Annotated in this window: 21 protein-coding genes and 1 tRNA gene; 5 read left to right on the top strand and 17 right to left on the bottom strand. The window is 60.5% G+C overall.

The genetic code is table 11. The features are described 5' to 3' along the window. Positions 1-15: 15 nt before the first annotated feature. From IPM06_06535 to IPM06_06510, 6 genes are all read right to left on the bottom strand, one after another. Positions 16-1,596, bottom strand: a complete 1,581-nt coding sequence (locus IPM06_06535) for a peptide ABC transporter substrate-binding protein (protein ID MBK8770071.1) — start codon at positions 1,594-1,596, stop codon at positions 16-18. Between the two features lie 388 nt (positions 1,597-1,984). After that, positions 1,985-3,049 carry an ABC transporter ATP-binding protein gene (locus IPM06_06530; protein ID MBK8770070.1) on the bottom strand — a complete coding sequence of 355 codons (1,065 nt, stop codon included), beginning with the start codon at positions 3,047-3,049 and terminating at the stop codon, positions 1,985-1,987. Further along, positions 3,049-3,837 carry an ABC transporter permease gene (locus tag IPM06_06525; protein ID MBK8770069.1) on the bottom strand — a complete coding sequence of 263 codons (789 nt, stop codon included), beginning with the start codon at positions 3,835-3,837 and terminating at the stop codon, positions 3,049-3,051. The genes IPM06_06530 and IPM06_06525 overlap by 1 nt, the downstream gene beginning before the upstream one ends. Beyond that, positions 3,834-4,709 carry an ABC transporter permease subunit gene (locus IPM06_06520; GenBank protein ID MBK8770068.1) on the bottom strand — a complete coding sequence of 292 codons (876 nt, stop codon included), beginning with the start codon at positions 4,707-4,709 and terminating at the stop codon, positions 3,834-3,836. Before IPM06_06520 ends, IPM06_06525 begins: the two co-directional genes overlap by 4 nt. Before the next feature lie 68 nt (positions 4,710-4,777). Next, positions 4,778-5,830, bottom strand: coding sequence for an ABC transporter substrate-binding protein (locus IPM06_06515; protein MBK8770067.1), 1,053 nt, complete (start codon positions 5,828-5,830; stop codon positions 4,778-4,780). Between the two features lie 451 nt (positions 5,831-6,281). Then, positions 6,282-6,371, bottom strand: a tRNA-Ser gene (locus IPM06_06510). Between the two features lie 139 nt (positions 6,372-6,510). Here IPM06_06510 and msrA point away from each other — a divergent pair. The 3 genes from msrA to IPM06_06495 are packed head-to-tail and all read left to right on the top strand — an operon-like array spanning position 6,511 to position 8,912. Further along, entirely contained in the window at positions 6,511-7,161 is a 651-nt protein-coding gene (msrA, locus tag IPM06_06505) for a peptide-methionine (S)-S-oxide reductase MsrA (protein MBK8770066.1), read from the top strand. Positions 7,162-7,163: 2 nt separating this feature from the next. Beyond that, entirely contained in the window at positions 7,164-7,763 is a 600-nt protein-coding gene (locus tag IPM06_06500) for a MarR family transcriptional regulator (protein MBK8770065.1), read from the top strand. A 48-nt stretch (positions 7,764-7,811) separates the two neighbouring features. Next, entirely contained in the window at positions 7,812-8,912 is a 1,101-nt protein-coding gene (locus IPM06_06495; protein ID MBK8770064.1) for a phosphatase PAP2 family protein, read from the top strand. Here IPM06_06495 and lepA read toward each other — a convergent pair whose 3' ends face one another. From lepA to choX, 4 genes are all read right to left on the bottom strand, one after another. Next, entirely contained in the window at positions 8,913-10,718 is a 1,806-nt protein-coding gene (gene lepA, locus IPM06_06490; GenBank protein ID MBK8770063.1) for an elongation factor 4, read from the bottom strand. A gap of 117 nt (positions 10,719-10,835) precedes the next feature. Beyond that, positions 10,836-12,026, bottom strand: coding sequence for a choline ABC transporter ATP-binding protein (choV, locus tag IPM06_06485; protein MBK8770062.1), 1,191 nt, complete (start codon positions 12,024-12,026; stop codon positions 10,836-10,838). Further along, entirely contained in the window at positions 12,023-12,886 is an 864-nt protein-coding gene (gene choW / locus IPM06_06480; GenBank protein MBK8770061.1) for a choline ABC transporter permease subunit, read from the bottom strand. Before choW ends, choV begins: the two co-directional genes overlap by 4 nt. A 93-nt stretch (positions 12,887-12,979) precedes the next feature. After that, on the bottom strand, positions 12,980-13,915 hold the full coding sequence (gene choX / locus IPM06_06475; GenBank protein MBK8770060.1) for a choline ABC transporter substrate-binding protein: 936 nt from the start codon (positions 13,913-13,915) through the stop codon (positions 12,980-12,982). Between the two features lie 188 nt (positions 13,916-14,103). On the opposite strand from choX, the gene IPM06_06470 reads away from it, so the two are divergent. Then, positions 14,104-15,093, top strand: coding sequence for a Gfo/Idh/MocA family oxidoreductase (locus IPM06_06470; protein MBK8770059.1), 990 nt, complete (start codon positions 14,104-14,106; stop codon positions 15,091-15,093). 7 nt (positions 15,094-15,100) lie between these two features. On the opposite strand, the gene IPM06_06465 is transcribed toward IPM06_06470, so the two are convergent. From IPM06_06465 to IPM06_06445, 5 genes are all read right to left on the bottom strand, one after another. Next, positions 15,101-15,901: a phosphatidylcholine/phosphatidylserine synthase gene (locus IPM06_06465; protein MBK8770058.1), complete on the bottom strand. Its 801-nt coding sequence runs from the start codon at positions 15,899-15,901 to the stop codon at positions 15,101-15,103. Further along, a complete protein-coding gene (locus IPM06_06460) occupies positions 15,901-16,605 on the bottom strand; it encodes a phosphatidylserine decarboxylase (GenBank protein ID MBK8770057.1) in 705 nt (234 codons plus the stop codon). The genes IPM06_06465 and IPM06_06460 overlap by 1 nt, the downstream gene beginning before the upstream one ends. Before the next feature lie 103 nt (positions 16,606-16,708). After that, the gene (locus IPM06_06455) at positions 16,709-17,134 is read right to left on the bottom strand and encodes a heavy metal-binding domain-containing protein (GenBank protein ID MBK8770056.1); all 426 of its coding nucleotides are present in this window, start codon (positions 17,132-17,134) and stop codon (positions 16,709-16,711) included. 242 nt (positions 17,135-17,376) lie between these two features. After that, positions 17,377-19,260 carry an ABC transporter ATP-binding protein/permease gene (locus tag IPM06_06450; GenBank protein ID MBK8770055.1) on the bottom strand — a complete coding sequence of 628 codons (1,884 nt, stop codon included), beginning with the start codon at positions 19,258-19,260 and terminating at the stop codon, positions 17,377-17,379. 17 nt (positions 19,261-19,277) lie between these two features. Next, entirely contained in the window at positions 19,278-20,594 is a 1,317-nt protein-coding gene (locus IPM06_06445) for a LysM peptidoglycan-binding domain-containing protein (GenBank protein MBK8770054.1), read from the bottom strand. 126 nt (positions 20,595-20,720) lie between these two features. Here IPM06_06445 and IPM06_06440 point away from each other — a divergent pair, with 126 nt between their 5' ends. After that, positions 20,721-21,323, top strand: a complete 603-nt coding sequence (locus IPM06_06440; GenBank protein ID MBK8770053.1) for a TIGR00730 family Rossman fold protein — start codon at positions 20,721-20,723, stop codon at positions 21,321-21,323. Here IPM06_06440 and rarD read toward each other — a convergent pair. Together rarD and IPM06_06430 are read right to left on the bottom strand one after the other, a co-directional pair. Then, a complete protein-coding gene (gene rarD / locus IPM06_06435; protein MBK8770052.1) occupies positions 21,320-22,261 on the bottom strand; it encodes an EamA family transporter RarD in 942 nt (313 codons plus the stop codon). The two genes, IPM06_06440 and rarD, sit on opposite strands and share 4 nt — an antisense overlap. A 43-nt stretch (positions 22,262-22,304) precedes the next feature. Continuing rightward, positions 22,305-23,885, bottom strand: a complete 1,581-nt coding sequence (locus IPM06_06430; protein MBK8770051.1) for a citramalate synthase — start codon at positions 23,883-23,885, stop codon at positions 22,305-22,307. Positions 23,886-23,971 lie beyond the last annotated feature (86 nt).

The following is a 23,971-nucleotide window of genomic DNA, read 5'->3' as shown; positions in this document are numbered from 1 at the left end:
TGGCCTTCGTTAAAATCAGTTCTTCTTGATGAAGCGCGTGGGATGAACGTCCATGACGTTGTCTTCCCAGCCGGAGAGCTTGGAGGACACGATCGTGTGGTAGCTGTAGTAAAGCAGCGGCACGAAGCACAAGTCGCGGGCGACGCCGATTGCTTCCGCTTCTTCCAGCTTCTTCATTCGCGCATCACCATCGGCCGCCGCGGCGTCCGCAAGCAGCTTGTCGTATTCCGGGTTGGCATACTGGCCGTAGTTGTTGCCCGTTCCCGTCTTGCAGAGGTCGAGGAAATTGGATGGGTCCTTGTAGTCCGCAATCCAGCCGCCGCGAGCGATATCGAAGTCACCCTTCTGTTCCAGGAAACCGTAGTGCGTCTTGGTGTCGGTGTTGACCAACGAGACTTCGACGCCGAGCGGCTTCAGCTGTTCCTGAATGGCGACGGCCGTGTTCTTGTGGTTTTCCGAGGTGTTGAAGCGGATCTCCATCTTCAACGGCTTGTCCGGTCCGTAGCCCAGTTCCGTCAGGATCTTCTTGGCTTCGTCCTCGCGGTCGAGTTGCGGCTTTTCGGCATAATCCGTGGGCTGCGCTTCGTAGCCCTTGATGCCCGGAGGTACCAGCGAATAGGCGGGCAGCATGGTGTTCTGCCAGACTTTTTCGGCGAGGTAATCGCGGTCGATCGCCATGGAGATTGCGTGGCGCAGCTTCACGTTCTTCCACGGTTCCTTGTCGGTCTTGAAGACGTAGTAGTAGGTGCCAAGATACGGACCGATACGCACCTGGTCGCCGAACTTCGCCTTCAACTCAGTCAACTGTTCGGTGGGAATGTCGTCGTTGGAATCAAGCTCGCCCGCCTCCAGCCGCTTCATGGCCGTGGCGCGGTCTTCCGTGGGGATGTAGTTGACGGTGTCGATCTGGACATTGGCGGTGTCGTAGAAGTTCGGGTTCTTCACGACCTTGATGTGATCGTTGGGCACGAATTCAGCGAGCATGTAGGGGCCGTTGGAGACGAGGTTGCCCGGCTTGATGAAGTCGGCGCCAAACTTGTCCACGTTGGCCTTGCTGATGGCGTAGGTGGCCTGGTGTGTCAGCATCTCGAGGAAGTAGGGCGTCGGCGCATTGAGCGTCACCTCGAAGGTCATGTCGTCGAGAGCCTTCGCGCCCAGTTCTTCAGGCTTCTTCTTGCCGGCGGTGATGTCTTCGGCATTCACAACGGGGGCGAGCATGTAGGCGTATTCGGCAGCCGTATCCTTGTTCACCAAGCGTTGCCAGGAGAAGACGAAATCATTGGCGGTGACGGGCGTGCCGTCCGACCATTTGGCGCCGGCGCGCATCTTGAAGGTGTACACCTTGCCGTCGCCCGAGACCGTGTAGCTTTCCGCGGCGCCGGGCTCCACTTCGGCCTTGGCATTGTGGATCATCAGACCCGAGAAGAGATCGCGCAGGATGTTGGCTTCGTAGACGGTCGAGGTCTTGTGCGGATCGAGGGATTCAGGATCGGCCGAATTGCCGCGGTTGAAGACGACCTCGGCGAAGGATGCCGACGCGGTCAGCGCAAGGATCGCTGCCCCCGCCAGCAGGGACTTGAGTGTGAAGTGTTTCATGAAAATACTCCCTGTTCATCCCGGGCTTTCGCCAGGTTCATGGGGAGAATGCTAGCACAGGGGAACATGAAGTCACCCCCTCCGGAACCAAACGCGAATCAGGTTCCGCACCGTCAATCAGGTTGCTCGGAGGTCCACGCAAGAGGTATGGCGGAAGGGGGTTCGGCCGAGTTCGCTGCCCCCTGTTCCAGTCTGCCGTGGCTGAATTCAATTATCCCGGTTCAAACCAACACGGACTTGTTCCCGGCTATGCGGCATGCAGCGAAGAAGAAATCCTGCGTGGAATTCAGCGCCTCAACAGGTGCTGAACCAATGAACCTGCATTTCGGATGTACTGCGCGCGATTCGGAAATCACCGAATTCACATTCACGCAAACCTTGCCGTGCCTCAGTCAGCAAGAACAATAAGATCCCGAACCGAAAAGGAAACCTCGATTCCGGAGCCGATCGATGGCGGAGCAACGTCTGTGCGATTGAATGTATCGAGTGAAACCGGGGTGCCGGCCACGTTTGCACGAATGCGAATGACGGAGCCGAGGAAGCTGACCTCTTCAACCTTCGCCGACAGGTGAACATCGCTTGATTGATGTCTGCCCAGATGCACCGCTTCTGGCCGCAGCGCCAGGGTCTGCCTGTCCCCCTTGGATCTCCGGGCGACTTTCCCGTCCGGAATTCGGATTTCCGTACTGCCCAGACGGAGCAAACCGATTTGCGGATTTTCCACGATTGCAACGAAGTTGTTGAGGGTTCCGACAAAGTTTGCAACGAACTGGGTTGTCGGACGATTGTATACCTCATGAGGAATGCCGACCTGCTCTGCAATCCCACCATTCATAACCACCACGCGATCAGACATGGTCAGGGCTTCTTCCTGGTCATGGGTGACGAATATCGTCGTGATCCCCAGTTCCCGCTGGATGGCCCGGATTTCCTCACGCAGGCTAACGCGAATCTTGGCGTCGAGAGCCGAGAGTGGCTCATCAAGCAAGAGCACCTTGGGACGCACGGCTATCGCGCGCGCAAGAGCCACACGCTGCTGCTGGCCACCCGAAAGCTGGAAAGGATAGCGACCACCAAGCTCCGGCAACCCGATCAGCTTGAGCATCTCCGTCACGCGGGCCTCACGTTGAGACTTGGCCATGCCCGCAATCTTAAGACCAAAAGCAATATTTTGCGCGACGGTCAGGTTTGGAAACAATGCATAGAACTGGAAAACCATTCCGATATTGCGCTGGTTTGGACGCAGGTTGACAATATCCTTGCCTTCAATCCGGATTGCACCCGTTGAAGGAGACTCAAATCCGGCCACCATGCGGAGCACAGTGGTCTTGCCACACCCCGACGGCCCAAGGAGAGATACGAACTCGCCTTGCTGAATATCAATACTGAAGTCCGTCACCACGCGCTGGCTACCGAAGGCTTTCTCGAGGTGTTGGAGTTGGAGGAATGACATCAGCGCTGAGCTCTTGAATGTTTCGAGAAACGGGTAGCGAGTTGGATCAGCCCCATGCAGGCCCAAGTGATGCTGAAAGCGATGACTGCAAGTGCCGCTGGTTCATAGGCGCGGTTTCCGCCCATCCAAACCATATAAGGCCCGAAGGCCGGACGGTTCAACAAGGCCGCGAAGACATATTCCCCAATGACAATGGCAAATGTCAAAAACGCACCAGAGAGGACTGCAACCAGGACATTTGGCAGAATCAGACGCGTGATGATGGTAAACCACCCGGCCCCGAGGCTTTGAGCGGCTTCCGTCAAGGTGCGAACATCGATGGTCCGCAACCCCGTGTCGACGGCACGATACATATATGGCAGGGCCAATGTTGCATAACCACACATCAGCAGAAGGTTGGTCCCGAAGGCGCTTCCGGTCAGCGGCAGATAGCTGGAGGTGTTGTAGAGCCGGATATAGCCGAAGACGATCACGATCGGCGGAATAACCAGCGGGAGCAGTGTTATGAACTCTATCACAGGGCGGAGCCGCGGCAGCTTGAGGCGTACCCAGAAGGCCGTTGGCGTCACGATGAGGATGCCGAGAACAATGGTAAGGAGAGCCATCACAACAGAATATGTGAATGTCTCGCGGAACTGCGGATCACCGAGGACGCTGCGATAGGCATCGAAGGAGTAGACGCCACGGCGTGCGCGCAATGAGAATTCGAAAGTGCCAATCAGCGGGAGGAAGAAAAAGAGGAAACCCAAGGCAAAGGTCAGCCAAGACCAGAAGCGTGTAATTTTCATTTCTGCCATCTCTCCGCACGCGCGCGCAACACGATGTAGATGAGATTGGCAATGCCGGTAATGACGATCATGCCGAAGGCAATGGCATAGCCGAGATGCGGATCCTGGAGCACGTCACCGCGGATCTGCGCAAAGAGGATGATGGGCACGATCGAGAGAGACGAGCCGGTGAGTGCCATGGCAGTTGCAACCGCGCCAAAGGCATTGGCAAACAGCAGCGCAAAGGTGCCGAGCAGAGAGGGCCAGAGTACGGGAAGTGCTATCATGCGCCAATATTGCACGCCACTTGCCCCGAGGCTTTCGGCCGCCTCTCGCCATTCCCGCTTCAAGCCGTCGACAGCGGGTGTGATGATCAGCAGCATGAGAGGAATCTGAAAATACAGGTAAGCCAGTGTCAGGCCGGTAAAGCTGATCAGATTGAACCCGGTCGCGTATATGTTGAAGCCAACCCACTGGTTCAGCACCACCGTCAGAAGTCCGAGCCTGCCAAGCGTCGCAATGAACGCAAAGGCGAGCGGCACACCGGCGAAATTCGAGGCAACGCCAGCGAAGGTGAGTGTTGCATCACGCAATCCCGATGGCAGTCCACCCCGCGTGGTGGTGATGGCCAACAGAAGGCCAACCACACAGCCCAGCAGCGCCGTCAGGAGGCTGAGCTTCATCGATATCCATGTTGCATTTACAATATTGGGCGCAGCAAGACCTTGCAGGTTCGCAAGCGTCAAGCTGCCTTCAGGCGTGCGGAATGCGCCCACGACGATATGGAGCGTCGGAAGAATGAGGAAAAGAACAGCAAAGATCAGGAAGGGTGCAACCCCTAGCCAATTCAAAGATATTGGTAGTCGCCTAGCATTCTGGACAACTGCGGACATAAGTCTCACACCCCGACAGGACGACCTCCGCCCCATTTGTGTTGTGGCGGAGGTCGAAGTGTTTTCGACTACTGAACGTTGGCGCCGACGACCTTATCCCAGCCTTCGGTAACCGCCTTCTTGTTGGCGGCCTGCTGTTCAACCGTCGGGAAGACAGCCTTGTCATAGGCTTCGGCGGGCGGGAGCTTGTCCATCAGTTCCTTCGGGATCTTGCCGGCTGCCACCATGGCCGTGAAGCGGGCGGGGTGACAATAGCCCTTGAGCCAGCCAAGCTGGCCTTCATCCGAATAGACATACTCCATCCAAAGCTTGGCCGCGCTCGGATGAGGCGCAAAAGCGGAGATCGCCTGCACATACACACCAGCAAGCGATGCGCCCTTCGGAATCACCACTTCCATCGGCGGGTTGCCTTTGAGGCCATCACGCCAGGCGAGAAGATTGTAGTCCCAGGCCGCCACGATGGGCGTTTGGCCTTGCGCGATGGTTCCTGACTTGGCTGAGACTGGCACGAAGTTTCCAGCCTTGTTGAGCTCAGCAAAGAACTCCAAGCCCTTTTCGCCCGATGCTTGACCTGGTTCGGCTCCACGGGCCATCCCCGTCGACATGATGGCAAGAATCGCCTGGTTGGAGGCACGGGGGTCGCCCGTCAGTGCAAAGGCGTTGGCATATTCCGGCTTCAGCAGGTCTGCCCAGTCCGATGGAACATTCTTGACGATGTCCGTGTTCACACCGAAGGCCATCACGCCATAGTAGTCGGCATACCAGAAACCATCTGCGTCCTTCACGTCCGCCGGAATCTCGTCCCACGTCGCGACCTTGTACGGCTGAATCAGTCCCTCTGTCTTGGACTGCGGTCCGAAGGCAAGACCAACGTCAATCACGTCGGGTGCCTGCGGGCCCTTGTTGTCCTTGTTGGCACGGATGGCCTCGAGTTCGTCGGCAGACCCGGCATCCGGGTTCAGCTCATTGACGGTGATTTCGGGATACTTGGCCTTGAAACCGGCGATGACATCACCATAGCCGCACCAGTCGTGGGGCAGCGCGATGGTCGTGAGCTGTCCCTCGGCCTTGGCAGCAGCTTCCAGCTCTGCCAAGGTTCCAGCAAAGCTTGCGCTCGACATCGCCGACGAAAAAATCAACGTCGAAGCCAGAGCTACTCCGGCAATACGTCTGGTTATCACTTTCACAGTCACCTCCTTGGTTTAGACCCAGCTACTGCTTTCTAAATGTTACAGCTCTGCGACAGATCACTGTCTGCAAAGTACATTTATAGGCGCTTCTTTTTTCTGAGCCTTGCCAGTCTGTCATGAAACTGTGATCTTGTCAGCACCCCCTGCCAGTGGAATCCGCCGCCCCGAATTTGGCGGCGTCCGCCGCAAGCCGCGTGAACGATCGAGCGCCATGTCGTGCCTGACCGGCCCTGCATGGGCCAGTTTCAGCAGAATTTGCAAAGTCTGAAGGAGGTCCTCGCCAGCGGAGTATACAGGAACCGACTCAAGGCAATCATGCGCCCCTTTGAAACCAAAGGAATTCAGCGCCTGTCGAGCGCTATAGTCGGTTTTCAAAGAATTATGGCGGAAGAGGAGGGATTCGAACCCTCGTTACGCTTTCACGTAAACACGCGTTCCAGGCGTGCGCCTTAAACCACTCGGCCACCCTTCCGTTCGCGGAGGCTTATAGCCGGGGAATCAAAAGGTTCAAGAGCCGATAACGGCGCATTCAAGGGAATGTGCACGGGGTGGCCATCGTGGTTTGGGAACGGGCCGCTTATATGGTATCCATCAACGAAGGAAATCCAAGCATGTTCTTCTCGCAGAAATCACGGCAAGTGGACAAGGCGTCAGCCCTGCCCGGCCGGACCGCGCCAATCGCGACGGCGGCCACGCATTTTGTCTCGGGTCGTCCCCTCAAAGGCCCTTATCGGGAGGGATCCCGTAGCATTATCGTTGCCATGGGCTGCTACTGGGGTGCCGAGCGGCGCTTCTGGGAGGTGCCAGGCGTGTGGGTGACAGCCGTCGGCAATGCGGGCGGCATCACCCCCAATCCCACCTACGAGGAGGTGTGTACGGGCCGCACCGGGCATACCGAGGCAGTTCTCGTCGTCTATGACCCGGCCCAGGTGAGCCTCGATGCCCTGCTCAAGGTGTTCTGGGAATCGCACGATCCCACCCAGGGCATGCGCCAGGGCAACGACATCGGAACGCAATACCGCTCGGCCATCTACTGGACAGACCCCGACGACGAAGCGTTGATCCGTTCTTCGCAGGCGTCCTACCAGAGGGCGCTGACGGCGAGGGGGTATGGGGAGATCACCACCGAGACTGGAGCCGCCGGGTCCTTCTATTTCGCCGAGGCCTACCACCAGCAATACCTTGCCAAGAATCCGGCGGGTTATTGCGGGCTTGGCGGCACGGGCGTCTCCTGCCCCATTGGAAACGGGGTTGCCGCCTGACCATGGCAAGAGGTGCTGCCGACAATGACGACGACGCGCCAGCACCGGCCCTGGAGATCGCCACCCGTCTGGAACGGCTCAGCCGGCTCCTGCGGCAGGCCGGCCACGCCGGAGGGCTGGTTCCCGCCCAGTGGGAGGTCTTGCGCTACCTCGGGCGGGCCAACAGGCTGTCCCGCTCGCCGGGCAGCGTGGCGCGCTATCTGGGCACCACAAAGGGCACAATATCCCAAAGCCTGCTCACGCTGGAAAAGAAGGGCTTGATACGCCGCAGCACGAACGCCGTGGATGAGCGTCACGTCCTGCTTGACCTGACGGACGCCGGCCTGACCAAGCTACAGTCAGACCCGCTGCTGTCGCTTGCGGGCGGCCTCGACACGCTCGGGGGCAAAACCCGGCGGCGCTTTGCGCGGGGACTCGAGGAACTGCTGGCGCAGGAGATCAGCCGCCGGGGCGCCGCACGCTTCGGAACCTGCGCTGGATGCGTCCATGCCCAGCCCGCCCGCTCCGGCTCCGGCCTACATTGCGCCGTCGATGGTGCAGTGCTGGCAGAGCGGGAACTTGCGCTGCTGTGCACTGCCTTCCGCGAACCGCCCGCAGCTTAACGTCACTTTTACGCCCATTCTCCTAGCCTCGGGGCCGGAGAATTTTGCATGACCGTGACAACCCTTGATGCCGCCCCTGTGCCGCTTGCCGGTGCCAGTGCCTATTGGCGCGATGTGGTGCAGGCCACTCGCAACGGATTTGCAGCACACCGCGTTCTCTATGGCATCGCGCTCCTGAGCTACGGCTGGGGAATCGTGGAGTGCTACCTCCTCGGCCTGCCGATCAATTTCAGCCTGGTGTCACTTGTTTCCGGCACGACCGTCCTCTTCCTCGGCGTGCTCATTGGTGCATGGCTGTCGGTGGACCTCTTTCGTCTTTGGCGTTCGGGATATGGCGGGCGCCCTTCGCTTGCCCTCCTGCACTCCCTGCAAACCAACATTCTTGCGCCTTCACGGGTGGCCAACGCGCTGCATGCGTTTCTCGCCAACGGCATTTTCTTCGTGGGCTTCATCGCCATCAAGAAATCCATTCCCGTACTCGTGCCCTTCCGCTGGGATGAGCCTCTCATGGCGCTGGACAAGGCGCTGCATGGCGGTGTGCTGCCGCATGACTGGCTGATGCCATTCCTCAGTTCGGCGGCGGCCCTGCTCTTCGTCAACGTCGCCTATAACCTCTGGTTCGTGGTGCTGCTGTTCTGTTTCTTCTGGTTTGGCTATGCGCGGCAGGATTCGCACCTGCGCCAGCGTTATCTCATTGCCTATCTCAGCCTGTGGCTGCTGGGCACATGCGTGGTGGGAACCTTGCTGTCATCCGCCGGGCCATGCTTCTATGGCCTCGTGGTCCCGGGAGCGGACCCCTACGCGACACTCTTGGCCACGCTCAAGTCCGCCAACGACGTCTATCCCATCTGGGCCGTGCCAACGCAGGCGACCCTGTGGCAAAGCCATCTCGCCGGCCATGGTGAAATTGAAGGGGTGTCGGCGATGCCGTCGCTCCACGTGGCGACAAGCGTGCTGTTCATCCTGCTGGCGCGGGCCTGGGGACAACGGTGGTTTCTCTGGTTCACCGTGCCATTCGCTGGCCTGATCCTCATCGGGTCGATCGTGTTGGGCTGGCACTATGCCGTTGACGGCTATGCCGGCGGCGTGCTCGCAGTCATCTGCTGGTGGTTTGCGGGCAAAGTTGCGCCCAGACCCGCAACGGCCTGATCAGTTCTCGTCCATTTTCAGCGCCGCGATAAAGGCTTCCTGCGGGATGTCGACCTTGCCGAACTGCCGCATCTTCTTCTTGCCTTCCTTCTGCTTGTCCAGAAGTTTGCGCTTGCGGCTGATGTCGCCGCCATAGCACTTGGCCGTCACGTCCTTGCGCAGGGCCGAGATTGTTTCGCGCGCCACGATCTTGCCGCCGATCGCCGCCTGGATCGGAATCTTGAACATGTGATTCGGGATGAGGTCCTTCAGTTTCTCGCACATCACGCGGCCGCGCTGTTCGGCGCGGGTGCGGTGGACCACCATGGAGAGCGCATCGACGGGCTCTTCGTTCACCAGGATCGAGAGCTTGACGAGGTCGGCCTGAAGATATTCAGTCATCTTGTAGTCGAAGGAGGCATAGCCTTTCGACACGGATTTGAGACGATCATAGAAATCGAAAACAACTTCGTTGAGCGGCAGGTCGTAGACCACCATGGCGCGCGAGCCCGCATAGGTGAGCTGCTTCTGGCGGCCGCGGCGGTCTTCGCAGAGCTTGAGTACGGAGCCCAGATAATCATCCGGAACGAAGATCGTCGCTTCAATCCAGGGCTCTTCCATGCTCAGGATGAGCGACACATCCGGCATGTCGGCAGGATTGTGCATGTCGACCTGCGTGCCGTCCCGCAGGTTGATCTTGTAGATGACGCTCGGAGCCGTGGTGATGATCTCGACATTGAACTCGCGTTCAATCCGCTCACGGATGATTTCGAGATGAAGCAACCCAAGGAAACCACAGCGGAAGCCGAAGCCCAGCGCCGCAGAGGTTTCCATCTCATAGGTGAAGGACGCATCGTTCAGGCGGAGCTTGCCCATGGCATCGCGGAGGTCCTCGAACTCGGAGGCATCCACCGGGAAGAAGCCCGCGAACACCACGGACTGCGCCTCCTTGAAGTCCGGCAGGGCCTTGGCTGTCGGGTTTTTTTCCTCGGTGATGGTATCGCCCACGCGGGTGTCGGCCACTTCCTTGATGGCGGCGGTGAAGAAACCGATCTCACCCGGACCCAATTCGTCGACAACCACCTTCTTGGGCGTGGATACGCCCACGCGTTCCAGCGTGTAGGTGCCGCCCGTGCCCATCATCTTTACCTTCATGCCCTTCTTGAGCACGCCGTCCCTGATGCGCACGAGCACCACGACGCCAAGGTAGGGGTCGTACCAGGAGTCGACCAGCAGCGCCTTGAGCGGCGCATTGCGTTCTCCCTGGGGCGCGGGCAACCGTGTGATGATCGCCTCCAGAACGTCAGGCACACCGAGCCCGGTCTTTGCGGAAATCAGGATTGCTTCTTGTGCATCAATGCCGATCACATCCTCGATCTGCTGCTTGATGCGATCGGGCTCTGCCGCGGGCAGGTCTACCTTGTTCAGCACCGGGACAATCTCAAGATTGGCATTGATGGCCTGATAGACGTTGGCCAGTGTCTGGGCTTCCACGCCCTGCGAGGCATCGACGACAAGCAGTGCGCCTTCACAGGCAGCCAGTGAACGTGACACCTCATAGGCAAAGTCCACGTGCCCGGGCGTGTCGATAAGATTCAGGATGTAGGTTTTACCGTCCTTCGCCTTGTATTCGAGGCGCACTGTGTTGGCCTTGATGGTGATGCCGCGCTCACGCTCCAGGTCCATTGAGTCGAGGATCTGGTCCTGCATCTCGCGGTCCGACACGGCCCCGGTGAGCTGGATCAGGCGGTCGGCCAGCGTGGACTTGCCATGATCGATATGGGCGACGATGGAAAAATTGCGGATAAGGGAGGGATCGATGCTCATGAGTCCGGGATCTGTGCAGGCATGGATCTCCGGACATGCCCGGAAACCTGTTTGCGCGCTCTTTGGCAGGGCAGGCCCACCGGGTCAAGCAATGCCCCCGGGGCCAGGGAAATCGCCCTAGTCCTGCCGTTTCAAGACCGCCTGCAACACGTCCCTGACACCAATGGAACCGGCAAAGGTGTTGTCGTCGTTAAACAATGCCACCGGTGCCGTTTCCGAGCGGTGCATGGCGAGCATGACCGTGCGGAGCGGCGTGCCGGGCGTGGCCCAGAAGACCGGGCGGGTCTTGGCGTCGAAGGATTTATCCGCCTCGGCGCAGGAGAGCCAGGTGGCGGGTCCACCTTCTCGCTCCACTACAGTCACCCGGTTGTCCTTGCCGAGCTTGAAACGGGTGGTCTTGCGGCGGTCGAGCCAGATCCAGCCGCCCTTGTCCTTCACCAGTTCATGTGGTGCGCGCATCACGTTCCAGGCGGTAAGCACCGAGAGCGGATTCACATTGGCGATGAAGTCCTTCACGTAGTCGTTGGCAGGGCGCAACACAATATCTTCGGGACGGCCCGACTGCACGATGCGGCCGCCTTCCATGATCGTGATGGTGTTGCCGAGCTTCAGCGCCTCCTCGAGATCATGGCTGACGAAGACGATCGTCTTCTTCAGTTCCTTCTGCAGCTGCAGCAATTCATCCTGCAACTTGGTGCGGATCAGGGGATCGAGGGCCGAGAACGGCTCGTCCATGAGGAGAATGGGGGCTTCCGTTGCAAAGGCGCGGGCAAGTCCCACACGCTGCTGCATGCCGCCCGACAATTCGTGGACATATTTTCCCGACCAGTTGTCGAGGCCCACGAGCTTCAACTGACGGTCCACGCGGGTTTTGCGCTCTTCGTCGGGAACACCTGCGAGTTCCAAACCGAAGCCGGCATTTTCCGCCACCGTGCGCCAGGGCAGCAGGGCAAACTGCTGGAAGACCATGGCAACCGCATGCTGGCGGATCTCGCGCAGCTCCTCCGGTTTGCAGGAGACGACGTCGACCATCTTGCCGTTATGACGCACCAGCACTTCACCGCGCGTCACCTTGTTCAAGCCGTTGACGGCCCGCAGCAGGGTGGATTTGCCTGAACCCGATAGCCCCATGAGGACGCTGATTTCGCCCTCCCTCACGGCCAGGCTGGCATCCGCCGCGCCCAGGACCGAGCCCGTGGCCGAGAGGATGTCGGAGCGGCTCTTGCCGTCGTCCAGCATCTTCAGTGCGGTTTGCGTCTTGTCACCGAAGATGATGTCGACCTTCTTGAATTCAACAGCCGTGGTCATTTCCGGCCTCCCGACTTCACGGCCAGCACACGGTCCAGGATGATCGCAAGAACGACGATTGCCAGACCCGCCTCAATGCCCAAGGGAATGTTGCGGTTGTTGAGGGCGCGGTTGACAGGGTTGCCCAGCGACGGCGCGCCGATCAGGGTCGCGATCACCACCATGGACAGCGAGAGCATGATGCACTGCGTGAGGCCCGCCATGATGGTCGGCAGGGCGGCGGGCAGTTCGACCTTCCACAGCAGCTGCCGCTTCGTGGCGCCAAAACTTTCACCGGCTTCGATCATGGGCTTGGGTATCGAAGTGATGCCGAGGTAGGTCATGCGCACCGGGGCGGGCATGGCGAAGATGATCGTCACGATCAGTGCCGGCGCCGCACCCAGTCCGAAGAGGATGAGGATGGGAATGAGATAGACGAAGGTGGGCATGGTCTGCATCAGGTCCATGACCGGCTGCAGGGATTGCCATACCCGTGGCTTGTGGGCGGCCCAGATGCCGAGCGGCACGCCGATCGCCATGGAGAGCGCCGTAGCATAGAGCACGAGCACGAGCGTCTGCACCGTCTCTTTCCAGAGTCCCTGATTGAGGATGAAGAGAAATCCGAGCAGCACGCCCGCGGCGAGCCATTTCTTTTTCTGCAGGAAGTAGGCGGCCGCCGTGAGCAGGATTGCGAGAAGGATCGGTGGGCACTGCAAGAGGATCCATGTCGTGCCTTCGACGAGGGCGTTGAGGCCGTTCTTCAAGCCATCAAACAACCATTCAAACCACGTCACGATAAAATCAATGAGGTTCTTGCCCCACGGTCCAACAGGAATCTTGTTGGCCTTGTCGGCAATCCAGAGTGAAACAGGATCATTCATCGCGGCGCCCCTTGCTCCTTTGGAGTCGTGCCCAGCCGGACGGAAAGAAAAGTGGCGCGGGAGACATGTCTCCCGCGCGCCTTGTGCGTACGATTACTTCAGGACGGCCTGCGCCGCAGCCTTGGCATCGCCACCGTCAAAGGTGGTCACGCCATCAAGCCAGGAGTTGATGGAATCGGGATTGGCCTTGATCCATTCGAGGGCGACTTCCTTGGGGTCCTTGCCGTCCTTGAGCACGGGCGCCATCATCTCGCCTTCCATCTTCAGGTTGAAGCGGAGGTTGGACACGAGCTTGCCGGCGTTGGGGCATTCGCCCACATATCCTGCGCGCACGTTGGTATAGACCGTGGCGGGGCCGAAGCCATAGTCGGCGACGCCGTCAAGATAGGCGATCTTCATTTCACCCATCACCGGATGCGGCGTCCAGCCGAGGAAGAGGATCCATTCGTTGTTCTTCATGGCCTTCTCGGCTTCCGTCAGCATTCCGGCTTCCGAGCTTTCCACCAGTTCCCAGCCGGCGAGGTTGTTCTTGGCGTCGCCGATGATGGTGGAGATGATGCGGTTGCCGTCGTTGCCGGATTCAATGCCGTAGAACTTGCCGGAGAACTTGTCCTTGTTGGCAGCGAGATCGGCGATCGACTTGATGCCGGCATCAGCCACGTATTGCGGAACGACGATGCCATAGCCCGCGCCTTCCAGGTTGGCAGGCTGGAGTTGTTCCACCGACTTGTCGTCGAAGTAGGGTTTCACATCGGCAGTCATGGAGGGCATCCAGTTGCCGAGGAACACGTCGATGTCTTTGTTCTTCATGGAGGCGTAGGTGACCGGGACCGAGAGGGTCTTCACTTCGGACTGGTAGCCGAGCGCGTCGAACAGCGTCGAGGCGATGCCGGTGATGACCTGGATGTCGGTCCAGCCCACGTCGGCGAAACGGACGGCCTTGCAGCTTTCAGCATCGCCCGCCTGGGCCGAAGAAGCGGCAATGGCGATGAACCCGGCGGCGGCCAGCACGGTTGTCTTGAATGTCATGATTTGTAACTCCCTGTATCTTCATTGCTTCTTGGGGCGCCGGAACAGCGGCACCCTGATCGGACAAGCTAAGCGCGGGCGGGGGCCGAGCGTCAAGGTGCGTTGCGCCACCCCGAACGTAAGAAGCGACGCTTAACCTTTTTGCGCGGTTCGGCCATAAGGGTGCGGGCAACAAGGGACGAGCACGCATGCAAAAGGTGAAATGGGGCATCATTTCCACGGCCAACATCGGCGTGGCCAAGGTCATACCGGGCATGCTGAAGAGCAGCGAGCTTGAGGTCGCGGCGATTTCTTCACGCAATCTGAAGTCGGCCAAGTCCTGGGCCGGGCAGCTTGGCATTCCCAAGGCCTACGGCTCCTACGAAGAAATGCTGGCCGACCCTGAAATCGAGGCGGTCTACAATCCGCTCCCCAATCATCTGCATGTGCCCCTCACGCTTGCAGCCGTGAAGGCGGGCAAGCACGTGCTGTGCGAAAAGCCCATTGCCATCACGGCGCGGGAGGCGGCGAAGCTCCGAGCAGTTCCGAAGAAGACGCTGGTGGCCGAGGCCTTCATGGTGCGCCATGCGCTGCAGTGGATCGATGCCCGCAAGCGCGTGAAGGCGGGTGAGATCGGCGAGGTCCGCGCCATCCAGGTGATGTTCAGCTACTTCAACCGCGATCCGCAGAATGTGCGCAACCAGGCCGGAATCGGCGGCGGCGGGCTCTTGGACATCGGCTGCTACCCCATCACCGTCGCGCGCTACATCTTCGGAGCGGAGCCAGTCAAGGTTGCGGCCACCATCGACTTTGATCCCAGGTTCAAGACCGACCGCCTGTTGGGCGGCATGGCGGATTTCGGCAAGGGCCGGCACCTCACTTTCACGGTCTCCACCCAGCTTGCCCCTTTCCAGCGGGTACAGATCATGGGCACCAAGGGACGGATCGAGATCGAGATTCCCTTCAACGCCCCACCCGACAAGCCCAACCGGATCTTTGTGCAGGGCATGGAGATGAATGTGGGGGAATGGCACAGCTTTCCCGTGTCGGACCAGTACATGCTGGAGGCGGAAGCTTTCGGCCGTGCCATCCGCAAAAAGGAAAAGCTGGTCTGGGGCATCGAGGACGCCATCCAGAGCATGAAAATCATCGACGCCTTCTTCAAGGCAGGAAAGGCGGGAAAGTGGGTAAAGCCGTAGGGCTTGCCTATGGCGCGGGAGAGGCCTCGGCGGCGGCCCGCCGCTTGTGACGCAGATAGCTCGCCACGCTGACCGGGATCATCACCGCATAGAGCACGGCGGCCAGCAGCAAGGTTTCCCACGGGAAGGTGATCAGGCAGACGATGATCAGCGCGCCGGTGGAAAGGATGGGCAGCACCAGCTCGCGCGGCACCTGTGTAACCGTCTTGCCGGAGAAGGTCGGCACACGGCTCACCATCAGCACGGCGATTGCCACGATGTAGGGGGCAATGAACCGCGCATAGACATGGCCATCAGCCACCACGTCGAGAAAGCCGAGATACATCGGAGCCATGGCAAGACCCGCACCCGCTGGTGCCGGAATGCCGGTGAAGAAGCGCTGGGCGTAAGCCGGCTTGTTGGGATCCTCGAGGGCGACGTTGAAGCGGGCAAGCCGAAGGGCACAGGCCATGGCCAGCATCAGCGAGATGACCCAACCCAACGGCTTCATGGCGTTGAGCGACCAGACGTAAATCAGGATTGCCGGGGCGACGCCGAAGTTCACGAAGTCGGCCAGAGAATCCAGTTCCGCACCGAAGCGGGACGTGCCCTTCAGATACCGCGCCAGACGCCCGTCCACGGCATCAAGGAAGATGGCAAGTATCACGGCAGCCACGGCCACCTGGTAGCGTCCTTCCATGGCGAGGCGGATGGCGGTGACGCCACTGCACAGGGCCAGAAGTGTGATGAGATTGGGCAGGAGATAGCGCACGGGCACTGGCCGGAAGGCCTTGGCGGGCACGTGAGGCTGGTCCGTCTCCTGCTGCATCAGCTGCTGCGCCCCTGGCGCTGGGCTTCCGTGCTCTCGAGATCGGCCAGAACCGTTTCACCCGCAATGGCCCGCTGTCCGAGGCAGATCATGGGTTTCACACCCTGCGGCAGGAAGACATCCACGCGGCTGCCGAAACGGATCAGGCCGAAGCGCTGACCGGCCTGCAGGCGCTGGTTCTCGTCCACGAATTTCACGATGCGCCGGGCGACGAGTCCGGCGATCTGCACCACGCCCACACGCGTTCCGCCGTCCAGCTCCAAAGTGAGCGCCTGACGCTCATTGTCTTCGCTGGCCTTGTCCAGTTCCGCATTAAGGAAGGCGCCCGGCACATAGGCCAGACGGGTGATGCGGGCATCCAGCGGCGCCCGGTTCACGTGCACATCGAAGACATTCATGAAGACGGAGATGCGCACATGCGGTTCACGCGGCAGGTCAAGCTCTGGCGGCGGAATGACCGTGGCGATGGAACTGACGCGGCCATCGGCGGGCGAAATCACCAGACCCTTGCGGATCGGCGTCACGCGCTCGGGGTCACGGAAGAAATAGGCGCACCACAAGGTCAGGATCACACCCACCCAGCCCAGGGTCTGCAACCCGAAGAAGAACAGGAGTGCTGTGACGACCACGCCCGCAAGGACAAAGGGATAACCTTCGCGGTGGACGGGTGCGATGGAGGACGTGATGCTGGTGACGATGTTCATGACGGGGGCCACATACATCAGTTGCGGCCAAAACAAAAGAAACTGCCGCAAGGCCCCCCGGCCCCGCGGCAGTCTCGATATTGCCCCTCGAAAAACCGGGCGTTCAGCCTGCAGCGCGCATGCGGAACGGCAGGATCACGGCGCCACCGTCATTGGCGGCGGCCATCATCGGCATGGTCACTGGTGCGGTCTGCACTGGCACAGGAGCGGCGATGGCGGACGATCTGACGGCCGTACCCATGGCGCTCGCCGAGAAAAGACCGGAGCCCATTTCGACAATCTCGAACCGCACGCCAATGATCGAATCCGCGCCCATGGCTTCCGCCTGGCGAATGAGGGCCGCCTCGGCGTCCTCGCGGGCCTTGTTGAGGCCTTCAGCCACATCGGCGGTGCTCATGTATTCCACCGCGCGTATGCCGCCACGGCTGAACTTCTTCAGGCCACGCGACCACACGATCGTGCCGCGTACCACGCCGAGCGTTTCGTCCACCGTACGCCCGGCAATCGACTCAAGAGTAGAAACTCGCATTTGACTATCCCCAATTCTCTGTTGGTGCCTGCCGTCTTTTGCCGAAGGCTTGGCACCGTCCCACTTGATTGTGCTGCACGTTGCACCGTGCTGATGGGCCAACCATGCTCCCCCAGCCGGTAAACAAAGGTGAATTGCACGGCATTTGATTCAAGTTTTCGGGAGTTTCGGCGGCATTCCACGGGTCAGCGTTAATGACGGACTCGCACCCGTGGTTTCGAAAGGATTGATTCCGGAGTTGTTTACCGTACCAGCGCCATTTGCTCGGCCGTTGGCCCGCGCGCGTCGAGGTTTTCCGCGAGTTTGCGTCGTGCCTCGTCAGCTTCGCGCTGGCGGTTCCACAGGGCGGCATAAAGGCCCTTTTTCGCCAGCAACACCGCATGACTTCCGCGTTCCGCGATCTGCCCCTTGTCGAGCACGATGATCTCGTCGGCATCGACAATGGTGGAGAGGCGGTGGGCAATCACCACAGTGGTGCGGTTGCGCGACACATGCTTCAGGGCCACCTGGATTTCCTGTTCTGTGAAGGTGTCCAGCGCCGATGTCGCCTCGTCGAGGACAAGGATGGGTGGACCTTTCAGAATGGTGCGGGCGATGGAGACGCGCTGCTTCTCTCCGCCCGACAGTTTCAGGCCGCGTTCGCCGACAACGGTTTCATAACCCAGCGGAAGCGTCATCACGAAATCGTGGATCTGCGCCATGCGCGCCGCCTCCTCGATTTCCGCATTGCTGGCGCCGGGGCGGCCATAGGCAATGTTATAGCGGATGGTATCGTTGAACAGCACCGTGTCCTGAGGAACCATGCCCAGCGCCTGGCGGAGGCTCGCCTGCGTGACGGAGCGGATATCCTGCCCATCAATGCTCACCGCACCGGCGGTCACTTCATAGAAGCGGAAAATGAGACGCGAGATCGTGGATTTGCCCGCTCCTGACGGTCCGACAATCGCCACCGTCTTGCCGGCGGGAACAACGAATGAAATTCCCCGCAGGATCGGGCGCTCGGCGTCATAGGCAAAGGATACATTATCAAAAACAATTTCCCCCCTGCCCACCACAAAGGGGCGGGCGTCGGGGCGGTCGGCAATGGCGGTGTTTTCGCGCAGGATCGAGAACATGCCTTCGACGTCAATCAGGCCCTGCTTGATTTCGCGATAGGACGACCCGATGAAATTGAGTGGCATGTAGAGCTGGATCATCAGCGCGTTGATCATGACGAAGTCGCCGATGGTCAGCGTGCTGCCAAGGATCTCGCGGGCCGCCATCACCATCACGAGCGTCACCCCGATCGAATAGATGACAGCCTGCCCCGCATTGAGGACGGCCAGCGACACCCAAGTCTTGATGGCGGCGGATTCATATTTTGCCATGGCCGAGTCGTAGCGGTCGGCCTCGTGCTTCTCGTTTCCGAAGTACTTGACGGTTTCGAAATTGAGGAGGCTGTCGATCGCCTTGGTCCCCGCATCATTGTCGGCGTCGTTCATCGCGCGGCGAATGCCGATGCGGCGCTCGGTCGCCCAGTAGCTGAAGGCGACATAGGCGATGACGGTGGCAGCCACGACCCAGACATAGAGATGACCGAAGGAATAGCCGATCACCCCACAGACCAGCGCGATTTCCAGGGCCGTCGGGAAGGTGTTGAACAGGGCGAAGCGCAGGACGGAATCCACGCCGTTGATGCCGCGCGAGATGATGCGCGACAGGGCACCGGTGCGCCGCCCGAGATGGAAGGCCAGCGACAATTGATGGAGGTGGCGGAAAGTCGCGTAAGACAACTCGCGGACGGCACGCTGCCCGACCTTGGAAAAAACAGCGTCGCGCAGTTGGGCAAAGACGACCATGAGGATGCGGCCCGCACCATAGGCAAGCACCATGAAGACCGGGACAGAGAGAATCGCTACGTCGCGGCTGGTTCGTGCCGACAGGGCGTCGGTGGCCGCCTTGAAGGCGTAGGGTGTCACCACCGTCACCAGTTTCGACGCGACAAGAAGTACCAAGGCTACGACAACACGCGCCTTCAAGTCCGGCCGTGAGGCGGGCCAGAGGTAAGGCAGGAGACGCTTCAAGGTTTGCCACTGACTGACGTCAGGGGCCTGCCCGGAGCCGGGCGTCGCAGACAATTTTCTCATGTGGCTGTCGGAATGTATCAGCTCTTCGGGGCGGACAGGATCTGACCCGGATAGATGCGGTTCGGGTTCTTGATCTGGTCGCGGTTGGCTTCCCAGATCACGGTGAAGAGGCGGCCCTTGCCATAAACCTGTCGGGAAATGCGCCAGAGATTGTTGCCGGGCTGAATCACGATGCGGGGCGGTCCGCCAGGCAAGGCGGCTACCATTGGAACGGCGGCAGGTTCAGACCCCGCAGATGCGACCTGCGTTTCCGCCTCCGGCGACTTTGCCTGCACCTGATCGGGCTGTTCCGGCGCGACGGCAGGAGCCGCCGGCTGTTCGTTCGAATCCGCAGCGCCTGCGGCAGCGATGACCTTTTCTGCCTCCTCCCGCAGGAAGGGGAGTTCGGCGCGGCTGATGACATTGCCGGTGCTATCTATTTCATCGGCGCGCAAGGTATGGGTGCCGGGTGCGATCGGCGCGGAACCCTTGAACAGCCAGTTGCCGTTTGGATCGGCGTCCACGTCGCCGGCCAATTGATTGTCGATATAGAAACGCACCTTTCCGCCCGGCGGCACGCGTCCCTGGAAGACAATATTGCCTTCGGCGTCATAATCGACAGCGGACAATTGCACTTCCTTCGCCGGCGCTCCGGCAACCGTGCCGGGCGTCTGCACCAGTTGCGTCGGGGCCTCGGGCTCGATCCTCGCCACGACGGCGGGCTTCTGGTCGCGATTGACGACAACTGCGATCTGGTCTTTCGCCGTCAGCACCTTGCCGGCGACGGTGGTTTCCAGCGTCAATTCGCCAGCACCCACCGGAAGGGGTTTCTCAGGGACAATGGCAAAGCTGCCATCAGTGCCTGCCGTGGCGCGTCCGACCTCCACGCCTGCAAACTTGAGGGCAACGTCGCTGCCGGGCCTGGCGTGGCCCGCTACCACGGCTTCGCCCGTGGGCAAGACATTGACGGTGTCGAAGGAGGGAATGTCAGGGTCGACGGGGGTCAGCGGAGCTTCAGGCTGGGCGGGGACGGGAGCGGGAGCAGGTTGATCCTGGGCGGGAGCGCTTGCCACCTGCGCTGAATTTGCCGCCGGTGCACTGGCGTCTGCCGGAGCAGCGGCTTGTGTCTCGGCCTGCGCGGGGGCGGCCGGTTCGGGAGCAGCGGGAGCAGCGGCCACTGGCGGCTGAGCGGGCGTCTCGGCGGGAGCATTTGCAGCCGGGGGCGTGGCTGGCGCCTCGGCGACGGGCCGGGGAGCAATGGCGCCTGGAATATTGCCGGTCAGCACGGCACCCAGCGTGCCCGCCGCGGCAACGGCCAGACCCGTAAAGATCAACAGGGGCGTGTTCTTCTTCATTGCTGACAGTCCTGGCTAGAGGTCCGGCGCTGGCGCCATTCCTGCGGTTTCGTGCTAGATCGTAGTCCCCCGTGGCATTATTAAGCCGTACCCTTGGCGATTGCAAAGAATCAGAGAAGCCCCACGATGACAGCCCCGAAACACCGCCTCTGCATCTATTGCGGGTCGTCGACTGGCAACAAGCCGGAATTTGCGGCCGTCGCCCGCGACCTCGGCAGGACCATGGCCGAGGCCGGGATCGGTCTCGTCTATGGCGGCGGCAGTGTCGGCCTGATGGGCGAAGTGGCGCGCGCAGTCCTGGCGGCGGGCGGGCATGTCACAGGCATCATCCCGGATTTTCTGGTCTCGAAGGAACGGATGCTGGATGGAGTGAACGAACTGATCGTCACGCGCACAATGCATGAGCGCAAGATGGGCATGTTCGAGCGGTCCACCGGTTTTGTCGCCCTGCCCGGCGGCATCGGGACGCTGGAAGAACTGGCCGAGATCCTGACGTGGGCGCAATTGCAACAGCATGCGCGGCCTGTGCTGTTGTTGAACGTGCTTGATTACTGGAAGCCACTCATCACGCTTTTCGGCAACATGAGCCGCGACGGCTTCATCCGCCCTGGCTTTGAAGTGAAACTGGATATCGTGACAACGGCCGCAGACGTGGTACCGGCCTACCAGCACAGGCTCTCCCTCACGAAGGACAAGCCGCCTGTCGCCATCCTCAAGGACAAGCTCTAGGCGGGCTTTGTCGCATCGCTGCGGAAGGCTGACACAGAATAGATCGCCAGCGCCGTCCAGATGCAGGCAAAGGAGAGGAGCTTCCACCTGTCCATCGGCTCATGGAACATGAAGACGGCCGTGAGGAACACGAGCGACGGCGAAATATACTGCAGGATGCCCGCCGTCGAATAACGGATGCGCTTCACGGCTTCGGCAAAGAACAGCAGCGCGCCCGCCGTCAATCCGCCGCACCCGATGAGCATGAGTGTGTCCTTCAGCGTCACGCCAAAACGCGCTTCGCCATTCTTCATCAGCCAGTATTCCACCACCAGCAAGGGCGGTGCGATCAGCATGGCCTCGACGAGGAACCCCTGCGTGGCGCCCACGGGAATGAGTTTGCGCAACAGGCCGTAGATGCAGAAGCTGCCGCCCAGCATCAGGCCGAGCCATGGGAAGACGCCAGTTGCCACGGTCTGGATGATGACGCCTGCCGCTGCAAGGGCGATGGCCACGATTTGCGCGCGGTTGAAGCGTTCGTGCAGGAAGATGTAGCCCGCAATCACGTTGAACAGCGGGTTGATGAAATAGCCGAGGCTGGATTCGAGTGTGCGGCCCACTTCGATCGACCAGACGTAGAAGCCCCAATTGAAGACGATGATGGAACTGGTGAGTGCGAGGATGGCGAGATGCCGGGGGTTGCGGAAAATCTTCCACACGGCCGGAAACTGTCCGAAGTAGCCAACGATCAGTGCAGCAATGGGGACGGACCAGACGCCGCGGTTGACCGCGATCTCCATTACATGGACGTGGCGCATGAAACCGAAATAGGGCGCCATGCCACCCCAGAAGAGGTGCGCGATGACGCAGAACAAGACGCCCTTCTGGGTTTCACTCATGCCGTGCATGGGGCGGCTGTAGCTGCCAAGCAGGTGCCGTTCAATTGCGGTGGCGTGCATGGCAGCGCGGCGTTTTTGCGCAGCCCTCGATCATGCCACTTGCCTAGGGCGTCACGCCATCCCGCTGCAGCTTGTAGATGATGGCATCAAGCAAGGCCTGGAACGAGGCCTCTACGATATTCGCCGACACCCCCACTGTGAACCAGCGATTCCCCTTGCCGTCGCGGCTTTCGATAAGGACGCGGGTCGTGGCACCTGTGCCACCATTGAGGATACGCACCTTGAAATCCACCAGTTCCATGTCGGCAATGAATTTCTGGAATTTGCCCAGGTCTTTGCGCAACGCCACGTCGAGGGCATTCACGGGGCCATTGCCCTCGCCTGCGTTAAGATAAATCTTCGACCCGACCTTCACCTTGACCACGGCCTCGGTGTGCATTTCGCCGTTGAAGCGCTCCACGGATGTGCGGAAGGACAGCACATCGAAATAGTGCGGGACAGTACCCAGGGCCCGGCGGGCGAGGAGTTCGAAGGAGGCATCCGCGCCATCATAGGCGTATCCCTGGGCTTCGCGCTCCTTCACGTCGCGGAGCAAGGCGTCAAGACGAACATCATCTTTCGCAACGTCGATGCCGATGCGGCCGAGTTCGGCGAGCAGATTTGATTTTCCCGCCTGGTCGGAGACGAGAATGCGGCGGCGGTTGCCTACCGTCTCCGGGGGAACATGCTCGTAGGTTTCTGGCTCCTTCGCCAGAGCCGAGGCGTGGATGCCTGCCTTGGTGGCGAAGGCACTCTTGCCCACGTATGGCGCCTGGGCATGGGGCGAGCGATTGAGCAACTCGTCGAAGCTCCGCGCCACGGTGGTCAGTTCCTTCAAGCGTTCCTTGTCAACGCCCGTCTCGAAACGCGCGTTGTAATGCGGCTTCGTCCCCAACGTTCCGATGAGGGAGACAAGATTGGCATTGCCGCAGCGTTCGCCGATGCCGTTCAACGTGCCCTGGATCTGTCGCGCGCCTGCGTCAACGGCGGCGAGGGAATTTGCCACGGCCTGTTCGGTGTCATTGTGCGCATGGATGCCAAGATGGCTTCCCGGCACGGACGTGCACACGTTGCGCACGATGTCGGAAACTTCCGACGGCAATGTGCCGCCGTTGGTATCGCACAACACGACCCAGCGGGCCCCGGCATCAAACGCTGTCTTCGCACATGAGAGGGCGTAGTCGGGGTTGGCTTTGTAGCCATCGAAGAAGTGCTCGCAATCCACCAGCACTTCCTTGCCGGCATCGCGCGCCGCTTTCACGCTATCGCGGATCGATTCGAGATTCTCTTCATTGCTGCAGCCGAGCGCCACGCGCACATGATAGTCCCAGGATTTCGCGACGAAGCAGGCGGCCTTTGCCTTGGCCTGGATAACGGCCTGAAGGCCCGCGTCATTGGAGGCGGAGCGGCCAGCCCGCTTGGTCATGCCGAAGGCCGTGAACGTCGCCTTGCTGGGACGAGTCTCGGCAAAGAGCGCATTGTCGGTGGGATTGCCACCGGCATAGCCGCCTTCGATGTAGTCGACACCCAGCTTGTCGAGCATCTGCATGACCAGTAGCTTGTCATCGAGCGAGAAATCAACGCCCGGCGTCTGCTGGCCATCGCGCAGCGTGGTGTCGAAGAGATAGAGCCGCTCGCGCGCCATCACACGAGTCCCTTGTATTTCAGGGCCACGTAGATGACGAGGGCAAGCACGATCACCTTGAGGATGATGTAGCCGAGCCAGTGTGC

Source organism: Hyphomicrobiales bacterium (assembly GCA_016710435.1).
Classification (GTDB): Bacteria; Pseudomonadota; Alphaproteobacteria; order Rhizobiales; family Aestuariivirgaceae; genus Aestuariivirga.
The sequence above is the reverse complement of the archived record's forward strand: the minus strand, read 5'-3'. Positions and strand labels throughout refer to the sequence as shown.

Bases quoted from the DNA above. Each gene is read 5' to 3' on its own strand.
- IPM06_06460 (MBK8770057.1), bottom strand. From the start codon at position 16,605: ATGAACATCGTCACCAGCATCACGTCCTCCATCGCACCCGTCCACCGC.
- IPM06_06430 (MBK8770051.1), bottom strand. From the start codon at position 23,885: ATGGCGCGCGAGCGGCTCTATCTCTTCGACACCACGCTGCGCGATGGC.
- rarD (MBK8770052.1), bottom strand. From the start codon at position 22,261: ATGCACGCCACCGCAATTGAACGGCACCTGCTTGGCAGCTACAGCCGC.
- IPM06_06440 (MBK8770053.1), top strand. From the start codon at position 20,721: ATGACAGCCCCGAAACACCGCCTCTGCATCTATTGCGGGTCGTCGACT.
- IPM06_06520 (MBK8770068.1), bottom strand. From the start codon at position 4,709: ATGTCCGCAGTTGTCCAGAATGCTAGGCGACTACCAATATCTTTGAAT.
- msrA (MBK8770066.1), top strand. From the start codon at position 6,511: ATGTTCTTCTCGCAGAAATCACGGCAAGTGGACAAGGCGTCAGCCCTG.
- IPM06_06470 (MBK8770059.1), top strand. From the start codon at position 14,104: ATGCAAAAGGTGAAATGGGGCATCATTTCCACGGCCAACATCGGCGTG.
- IPM06_06525 (MBK8770069.1), bottom strand. From the start codon at position 3,837: ATGAAAATTACACGCTTCTGGTCTTGGCTGACCTTTGCCTTGGGTTTC.
- IPM06_06535 (MBK8770071.1), bottom strand. From the start codon at position 1,596: ATGAAACACTTCACACTCAAGTCCCTGCTGGCGGGGGCAGCGATCCTT.
- choV (MBK8770062.1), bottom strand. From the start codon at position 12,026: ATGACCACGGCTGTTGAATTCAAGAAGGTCGACATCATCTTCGGTGAC.
- IPM06_06445 (MBK8770054.1), bottom strand. From the start codon at position 20,594: ATGAAGAAGAACACGCCCCTGTTGATCTTTACGGGTCTGGCCGTTGCC.
- IPM06_06500 (MBK8770065.1), top strand. From the start codon at position 7,164: ATGGCAAGAGGTGCTGCCGACAATGACGACGACGCGCCAGCACCGGCC.
- choW (MBK8770061.1), bottom strand. From the start codon at position 12,886: ATGAATGATCCTGTTTCACTCTGGATTGCCGACAAGGCCAACAAGATT.
- IPM06_06455 (MBK8770056.1), bottom strand. From the start codon at position 17,134: ATGCGAGTTTCTACTCTTGAGTCGATTGCCGGGCGTACGGTGGACGAA.
- choX (MBK8770060.1), bottom strand. From the start codon at position 13,915: ATGACATTCAAGACAACCGTGCTGGCCGCCGCCGGGTTCATCGCCATT.
- IPM06_06515 (MBK8770067.1), bottom strand. From the start codon at position 5,830: ATGTCGAGCGCAAGCTTTGCTGGAACCTTGGCAGAGCTGGAAGCTGCT.
- IPM06_06495 (MBK8770064.1), top strand. From the start codon at position 7,812: ATGACCGTGACAACCCTTGATGCCGCCCCTGTGCCGCTTGCCGGTGCC.
- lepA (MBK8770063.1), bottom strand. From the start codon at position 10,718: ATGAGCATCGATCCCTCCCTTATCCGCAATTTTTCCATCGTCGCCCAT.
- IPM06_06530 (MBK8770070.1), bottom strand. From the start codon at position 3,049: ATGTCATTCCTCCAACTCCAACACCTCGAGAAAGCCTTCGGTAGCCAG.
- IPM06_06450 (MBK8770055.1), bottom strand. From the start codon at position 19,260: ATGAGAAAATTGTCTGCGACGCCCGGCTCCGGGCAGGCCCCTGACGTC.
- IPM06_06465 (MBK8770058.1), bottom strand. From the start codon at position 15,901: ATGCAGCAGGAGACGGACCAGCCTCACGTGCCCGCCAAGGCCTTCCGG.